General features: G+C 51.9%; 9 protein-coding genes and 2 pseudogenes. 9 read left to right on the top strand and 2 right to left on the bottom strand.

Annotated features, from left to right (window positions below; genetic code table 11):
• The 9 genes and pseudogenes from HMPREF1144_RS21225 to repA form a co-directional block, all read left to right on the top strand.
• Positions 1-431, top strand: a 431-nt coding sequence (locus tag HMPREF1144_RS21225) for a TraX family protein (RefSeq protein ID WP_042928200.1), incomplete at its 5' end; no start/stop codon positions are given.
• A 160-nt stretch (positions 432-591) separates the two neighbouring features.
• Complete coding sequence (locus HMPREF1144_RS21220) at positions 592-1,185, top strand: fertility inhibition protein FinO (protein WP_009653903.1); 594 nt, start codon at positions 592-594, stop codon at positions 1,183-1,185.
• A 112-nt stretch (positions 1,186-1,297) separates the two neighbouring features.
• Positions 1,298-2,089, top strand: a complete 792-nt coding sequence (locus HMPREF1144_RS21215; protein WP_009653900.1) for a DsbA family protein — start codon at positions 1,298-1,300, stop codon at positions 2,087-2,089.
• 39 nt (positions 2,090-2,128) lie between these two features.
• Positions 2,129-2,383: pseudogene (locus tag HMPREF1144_RS21210) on the top strand (hypothetical protein); the annotation flags it as partial.
• A pseudogene (locus HMPREF1144_RS33740) lies at positions 2,369-2,470 on the top strand (hypothetical protein); the annotation flags it as partial. The pseudogenes HMPREF1144_RS21210 and HMPREF1144_RS33740, both read left to right, overlap by 15 nt.
• Positions 2,471-2,572: 102 nt before the next feature.
• Complete coding sequence (locus HMPREF1144_RS21205; protein WP_032736899.1) at positions 2,573-3,115, top strand: phospholipase D family protein; 543 nt, start codon at positions 2,573-2,575, stop codon at positions 3,113-3,115.
• Positions 3,116-3,252: 137 nt separating this feature from the next.
• Positions 3,253-3,522 (top strand): replication regulatory protein RepA, encoded by a 270-nt coding sequence (locus HMPREF1144_RS21200; RefSeq protein WP_032736837.1) that lies wholly within the window; start codon positions 3,253-3,255, stop codon positions 3,520-3,522.
• A 217-nt stretch (positions 3,523-3,739) separates the two neighbouring features.
• The gene (tap, locus tag HMPREF1144_RS34015; protein WP_009653899.1) at positions 3,740-3,811 is read left to right on the top strand and encodes a RepA leader peptide Tap; all 72 of its coding nucleotides are present in this window, start codon (positions 3,740-3,742) and stop codon (positions 3,809-3,811) included.
• Complete coding sequence (gene repA, locus HMPREF1144_RS21195; RefSeq protein WP_009653904.1) at positions 3,804-4,676, top strand: incFII family plasmid replication initiator RepA; 873 nt, start codon at positions 3,804-3,806, stop codon at positions 4,674-4,676. The genes tap and repA overlap by 8 nt, the downstream gene beginning before the upstream one ends.
• Positions 4,677-5,995: 1,319 nt before the next feature.
• On the opposite strand, the gene HMPREF1144_RS21190 is transcribed toward repA, so the two are convergent.
• Both HMPREF1144_RS21190 and HMPREF1144_RS21185 read right to left on the bottom strand, forming a co-directional pair.
• Positions 5,996-6,673 (bottom strand): lipase family protein, encoded by a 678-nt coding sequence (locus HMPREF1144_RS21190; RefSeq protein WP_042928196.1) that lies wholly within the window; start codon positions 6,671-6,673, stop codon positions 5,996-5,998.
• Between the two features lie 111 nt (positions 6,674-6,784).
• Positions 6,785-7,187, bottom strand: a 403-nt coding sequence (locus HMPREF1144_RS21185; protein ID WP_042928194.1) for a recombinase family protein, incomplete at its 5' end; no start/stop codon positions are given.

Here is a 7,187-nt window from a genome sequence, read left to right as displayed (position 1 = left end):
TTATTCTCATCGGATACCCGTGGTACATGGGGAATATCCTGTTTAGCTTTGCGGTCACCGGTCAGGCGCTGCGCTGGTTCAGTCTGCAGACCCGCAATGATATTCTGCTGGCGATCGCCATTGTCGTGGCCTGGCTCCCTCTGTCTGCCGACAGCTACGGTCTGGCCGGGGTTTTTATGCTGATCAACAGCTGGCGACTGTGTCGGGCGAAAGAACCCGCAGAACGTATCGGGTATGGCGTGCTGTGGGCCGTCATGGTGTTGCTGATGAATGCCCATGATATTACCCAGGCCATCGCCGGCCTGATGGTCGCCTTGCTGGCCCTGGCGGTCTGTTCTGACATCGGTCGTTCTGTTCGGCGCTTCTGGCCGCGGCATTTCTTCGTGATGTTCTATGCCGTACATCTGGCGGTGCTGGGGATTGTTGTCTAAATGTAAAAAAACCCGGACAGAGGTCCAAGGAGCAGAAATAGTGCCCGCAACTGTGACAAAGGGAACATCATCGCCGTGTCCACAGTTTCCTGAGATGAAACGATGATGCCGTTAGCGTATCGTATACGTCAGACCTGATGCTTTATTGATATGGCCCCTTATGAGTGAAGAAAAACGTCCTGTACTGAGCCTGAAACGAAAACCCGCGGCAGACAGTGCTGCCCCCACCAGTGATACGGCCACTCCTGGTGTGGTACGCCGAAAAAAGGTCGTGGTGGTGTCGGCGCCGCCCGCCTGGAAGGTCAAGAAAGAAAAGCTTGAACGTGCGAAACAGGCCGCGGAAGCCGCCGCGCGTCAGGCTGAGCCCGTACCGGTCAAGGCAACAAAGGCTCCCCCTCCGGTGCGCTATCTTCGGCTGTTGCCGCCAGAGCAGGCGATCATGACCCTGAAGGTGTTCTGGCCACAGCTGTTCGATGGCAACTCGCCACGTCTGCTGGCCACGGGAATGCGTGAACAGCTGCTTGCCGATATTGCGAGTCGTGATCTGCCGCTGTCGCATAAACAGGTGATTAAGTGCCTGAAAAGCCTGACCCGGTCTGCAGGTTATCTGTCCCGAATGCGGGAAGGTGCCTCCCGCTATGACCTGCAGGGGAATGTGGTGGCTACGGTCACTGCTGATGAAGCGCACTACGCCAGTGAGCGCATGATGAAAGAGCTGTTACGCGCTGAACGAAAGATGAGTCAGACCGTTTAATTCATTTCCTGCCACAACAGTATTCATCGTTCTACAACCTCTCCGCTAAAGACTTAACGGCTTTAGCGGACGAACTTATTTTATCCATGCTTAACCTGTTAAAGGAATAAAAATGAAATTCAGATTCGGATTGTATTTTCTGCTCCCATTTATTTCAGTTGTCGTTTTGAATACCAGTTTTGCTCAGGATAATGCACCTGATAAAACGTTTTCCGTTACCCAGGAGAAAAGAATTGGAGAAATCGCAGCGGATTATCTGCGTGCTCATCCCGAGATACTTATTCAGATGAGCGAGACACTTCAGCAGGAGCAGGAGGCGAAACAGACTCGCGGTTTTAAATCCGCAGCACTGGAACAACAGGGAAACATTCTGGGTAATAAAAATATCCCCTCCTGGGGGCCCGGGGACGGAAAGGTGATGGTGGTTGAATTCTTTGACTACCAGTGCATCTGGTGCAGCCGCTTCGCGCCGGAACTGGAGAAGGTCATCAGGAGTAACCAGGATGTGCGCTATTTCTTTATGGAGTGGCCGGTCTTCGGGAGCCGATGGCCGGTTTCATTACTGGCAGCCAAAACCGGTCTGCTGGTCTGGAAGGAAAAGGGGCCGGAGGCATATCTGGCATACCATAACGGTATTTATGCGACCGGATTAATTGAAGGCAGGCTGACCAAAGAGACAGTCACGAAAACATCAGGTGATATTCAGTTCAGACAGGATACCATTGATGAAGTTAATACCACGCTGAAAAATATTAAAGACATCGCCACGGCAACGGGATTAACCGGTACGCCGGGTATTATTGTGATGCCGGTGAAGGGCGCGACGGAAGAAAATACCACGGTATTTTCCGGAATGACGGAGTCGGAAAGTCTTCAGGCGGCAATAAATAAATCCCGTCACTAACACCTCCTTTTAAATCCGTCTTATTAAAGGACTGAATTTATGTTCAGCTATTTTATTTTACGCATTGAGAAGCAATTATTCTGTTATTTGTATGGGGGCATGCTGGCGCTGTTTTTGATACTCCTGTCTCCGTTTTTTTTCACAGGAGGGGGACTGCTCCTGGTGATGCTGTCAGTTGCGTTGTTCTGGGGCGGGCTGGCCCTGTATACGCGGCATACTGACCGGATGAGAAAGCCTGACGTTTCTCCACTCGTCAGTGTCCGGGATGGTATCCAGGTGGTGCCCGAGCCGCCAGATGATGATGGCTGGTTCCTGGGCTCCGTCCACGATACCGGCGACGGGCCAGTCTGCTACTGGTTCCGTCAGACGACAAAAGCCTGACGCCTCCCCATGGCGTCGTTGTCCAACCCCGGTAACGGGGAAAAGCCAGTCTCCCCCGCTCCCGGCGTTTCTTAAAAATACAGTGAAGGAAATAGTGTGAAAATAAACCGTACTCTCAGCAGATGGTGTCTGCCTGCATTGGTCACTCTGAGTCTGTGCACACCCGTACCGATCGTTTATGCCGCGAGCATCGATACCGGGTTTTCCCCGGAAGGAACTGCCCTGCGGCTGGTTCTGAAAACCATCGCGACCGCACGACAGGAAATCCGGCTGATGGGGTATTCCTTCACCTCCCCGGAGGTGGTTCGTTCGCTCATCGAGGCGAAACGACGTGGGGTGGATGTCCGTGTGGTTCTGGATCAGAAGGCAAATACCGGAACGGCCAGCGAGGCCGCCATGAACCTGCTGACCAGCGTGGGCATTCCGGTTCGTACGGTCAGCGCCTACAAAATTATGCATGACAAAGTGATCGTCGCGGACGGGCGCAATACAGAGTCCGGGTCGTTCAATTTCAGCCGTGCAGCTGACCGTTCGAATTCAGAGAATGTGCTGGTTGTATGGGATGACCCGACAGTTGCCCAACGTTATCTGCAGCACTGGCAATCCAGGTGGGATGTCGGTACTGACTGGCGTTCATCGTACTAACGATCACACTGCCCACAATTTTTCTGCGCCAACAGAAAAAAATGTATTTTACATTAAATTAATGTGCGCTCTCGCTGCCTATAAAGACATGTAGTATCTTTGTTCAAGTATTCAGTTATATGCTTGAGGAGGCAGAGATGTCACAGGTCGTAAACGCAGTTACTTCCTCATCTAAACGTCCCTACAGAAAGGGCAATCCTGTTTCTGCGGCAGAACGTCAGCAGAAAGCTGTTGCCCGAAAAAAAGCGACGCACAAAGAGGTGAGAGTATTTGTGCGAGACAAGCTTAAAAACCAGCTTCAAATCATGTGTGAGAATGAAGGAATTACTCAGGCAGAAATGATTGAAAGGCTGATTGAAAGAGAATCTGCGAAACTTGGAATTGACGTAACGACGTCACATTCTTGATCATACCTGCTATGAGTGCTAGATTACTGATCGTTTAGAGATTCTTGGTTGGCCACGCCGTAAGGTGGCAGGGAACTGATTCTGTAAAAAGGTTTTTTCCGGAATCAGAAAAGCAAAAACCCCGATAATCTTTCCAAGTTTGGCGACTCTAGAAGATTATCGGGGCCCTTAACTAAACTGCATAGAGATTGTTGCTCTATGCAGGGAGTATAGATTCATGCTCAGAAAAGTTCAATACCTTCTGTGCTTACTCCTTCGGCGCAACATAAGCGCAGGAAGCGGTGACTGAACAGAATCCAAAAAACTCGTTCCATTACGTGCAAGTGAAAAATGCTGAGCCGCGTTTTATGGCGCGGGAAGGCAAAAAGACACTGCCGTTTTGTTGTAAGCTGATGGCTAAAGCCGAAGGCTTTACCTCCACGTTTGATTTTTCAATTCATGTCGCCTTTGCCCGCTCACTGGGTAAGCGTCGGCGTATGCCTCCTCTCCTTCGCCGGCGTGCGATTGATGCGCTTCTCCAGGCAATGTGTTTCCATTACGATCCGCTGGCCAATCGCGTGCAGCGCTCGATTACCAATATGGCCATTGAGTGCGGGCTGGCCACGGAATCTGCCAGTGGCAACCTGTCTATCTCACGGGCGACCCGCGCGCTGCGGTTTATGTCTGAGCTGGGTCTGATCACCTATACAACGGAATATGATCCGCAGATTGGCTGCAATATTCCGACGGATATGACGTTCACGCCAGCCCTTTTTCAGGCTCTGGATGTGTCAGATGTGGCCGTCGTGGCCGCGCGCCGGAGTCGCGTGGAGTGGGAAAATAAACAGCGCAAAAAACAGAGTCTGCCGCAGCTGGGGATGGATGAACTGATCGCCAAATCCTGGCGGTTTGTACGCGAGCGTTTCCGCAGCTATCAGGCTGAGCGTAAATCTCATGGCCAGAAGCGAGCAACCGCGCGGCGGGATGCTTCGCGCCAACGGAAGGACATCGAGACGCGTGTTCGTCAGCAGCTGACCCGTGAATATGCCACCGGCCGCTTCAGAGGCGATCGTGATGCGCTCAAACGTGAAGTTGAGCGACGCGTGACGGAGCGTATGCTGCTGTCACGGGGCAATAACTATACCCGCCTGGCGCCGTACCCCGACCCAGTATAGCCTTCTCATTTTTGTTATCCGGCTGGCGCCGGAGACTTTCGCACATCCGTCTGCTGAGCCTGGCTGATTTCTGACCGATAGTGTTATGGCCACACCGATTGGCAACGCATTCCCCCCACCTGGTTGATGATATTTCGGTGCTCCGGTGCCGGTTTTTTTGCCCGGTTTTACTTATACACACTTAACTGCATGGGAACTTTTCATAAAGCTACAGCCGACAGGGTGTCAGGGTGCCTGCCGCAGAGGTTTCAGACCGCATGGTTCCCTTTAAAGACCTGCTCTGTACTTCTTTTAAAGATCTGAATATCTTTCGTCTCAAAGGAAAACCTGTTCGTCGTCTGTCCTGTGGACAGTCTCAATGAGGCCTTCGCTAACAGCGGTCGCAAGCGCCCGCGCCGCTCAGATCCAGAAGTACCTCCCGCCGACAAGCGGCGGGCATATAACCTGCACACAGATTAGTTACATCATTCAATAGATCCCTTTTTTAAAACAAACCCCGGCGGCGTTCTGCAACCACAAGCCCCTCCCCACCACTGAAAAGCGCCGCCGCCCCCGGCCGAAGGCCGGGAGTAGTGTCGCTTTTAATAATGGGTGTTGTAACTATTCTTCTTCATCGCTGTGAGTGGAGCTGCGGGAGTTGTCTGGTACACGCTCGTAAGCGGCCCTCCGGCCCGCTAACGCGGAGATACGCCCCGACTGCGGCTGTCGCCTTGCCGGGACCACTCCGACCGCGTACAGAGGCATCTGAGACATTTTTAGCGGGTATAGCTTTGCAACTACCGTGTTAATCGCTAAAATAACTGAAGAACATCCCCCTAAGCGTCAGCAGCAAGCTGCCGCCGCTAAGGCCCCGGAAATCACGCCCTTTACGTCGTAAACGCCGTAAAGCCCGCTCACCGGGGTTAAAAGGGATTACTTTAACTTCTTCATTGCTGTGAGCGGGTTAAGGCTAATCAGGACAGGGGGTAGGGTAGCAGAGTTTATAGCCAGGTAACCGGCTACGCCGGGCTTTCGGCGCCATTTGACTCCACAGACACATGTAACCTCATCTGGCGCCTCCATGCCGCTGACGCGGCATTCAGAAGCTTCCCGATGCTGTAAATCTTAACGTCAGCTTTGTGCCAACAGCGGACATTGCTAGCACATGGTATGTTAGTTTAAGGGGGGAAGGTCAGCGTTTCTCCTGAACTAGTTTGATAAATTCGAGTGTTCTTCCGAGGCGCTTGTTGTCCACGATAACACCTTGGTCGATTTCAGAGAGGCAATCATAATTGGAGTGGGGAAGAACTGTCCCGTTAGGCAACCATTTCTAAGCGTGTTCACGGTCTTGCTATACCAGTTGCTTTAGATAATAGCCCTGCGTAACCTTCTATTGAGTGTGCCTTTATGCTTGATAACAGCTTTGGAACATGGCCCGCCAGCCCAAATGTATCAGTGCGCTCAGTCAAAACAATCGATCCGTTATCAATGATCTCGTACTCCTTACTACTGTCAGAGAAGCCCATTTTTCTAAGCGGCACGGTTGGTACGAGGTCTTCCTTTCTATAAATGTGGTGGGGACCGGGAAAACTACAAACGCTACCAAGTCCGCAATAGCGAGGCATGCCAAATGTATACGCACAAACGGCATGGCCCGGAATATTCTCAGCAAGCCTTATTGTGGTATTAAGCTTAGCGTGAATCGCATAGCCTACCGCGGCCATTGCTCCACCTAGGGAGTGGCCAGTCCAAACGACCTTGAGATCATTCCCCAAACTATTTCGTTGGTTAATGTGGTCAGAGATAGATGCGAACTGAGGAATGATCGACTCAAAGAATCCTCGGTGAAAGAATTGGTCGTCAAATTCAACATGACCATAATGAAATGGATGAAAGTGTGGTCCCACCCGAACATGGTACTTTTCGGCATCTATATTTGCTTTCCAGTCCCAAAGCTCGCGGAATACGGTGCCTCTTATAGTAAGAATCACGACGTCGCTAAAAATTGTGCCTAGCACTAGCGCATATCTACCACGAACCGCGAAAAACCTAGCATCCAGATTTGCTTCACTTAGGCCATCAAGAATTGAGTTGGTGGGGTCGGTTCCGGCTGAGGGCGAAATGACACCCTAAGCGTTAGCTCTGTGTCGTTGCACGATGTCAGCGACGGTATTCTTGCTGATACCGAGCTCGCGTGCGATCCAGCGATAGCTGCGTCCCTCGGCCCTCATCGCAACCACCTTAGGCAAAAGTCGGTCTGATTTTGGTCGCACTCCGGCCTGACGACCAAGCCTCTTACCACGTGCCTTCGCAACAGCAAGGCCTGACTTGACCCGCTCGCTGATGAGATCCCGCTCAAACTCCGCAATGCCGGAAAGAAACGTCGCCAGCATTCGTCCATACGGCGACGAAAGATCGAACGCCATTCCATTCATGGCTATCACGGAAACCTTCCAGTTCTCCAGTTCACGTAGCGTATTGAGCAGATCGAGCGTCGAGCGCCCCCACCGGGAAAGCTCAGTGACCAGGATT

The organism is Klebsiella sp. OBRC7, from assembly GCF_000293135.1.
Lineage (GTDB): Bacteria > Pseudomonadota > Gammaproteobacteria > Enterobacterales > Enterobacteriaceae > Klebsiella > Klebsiella michiganensis.
This window is presented reverse-complemented; position numbering and strand designations above follow the sequence as displayed.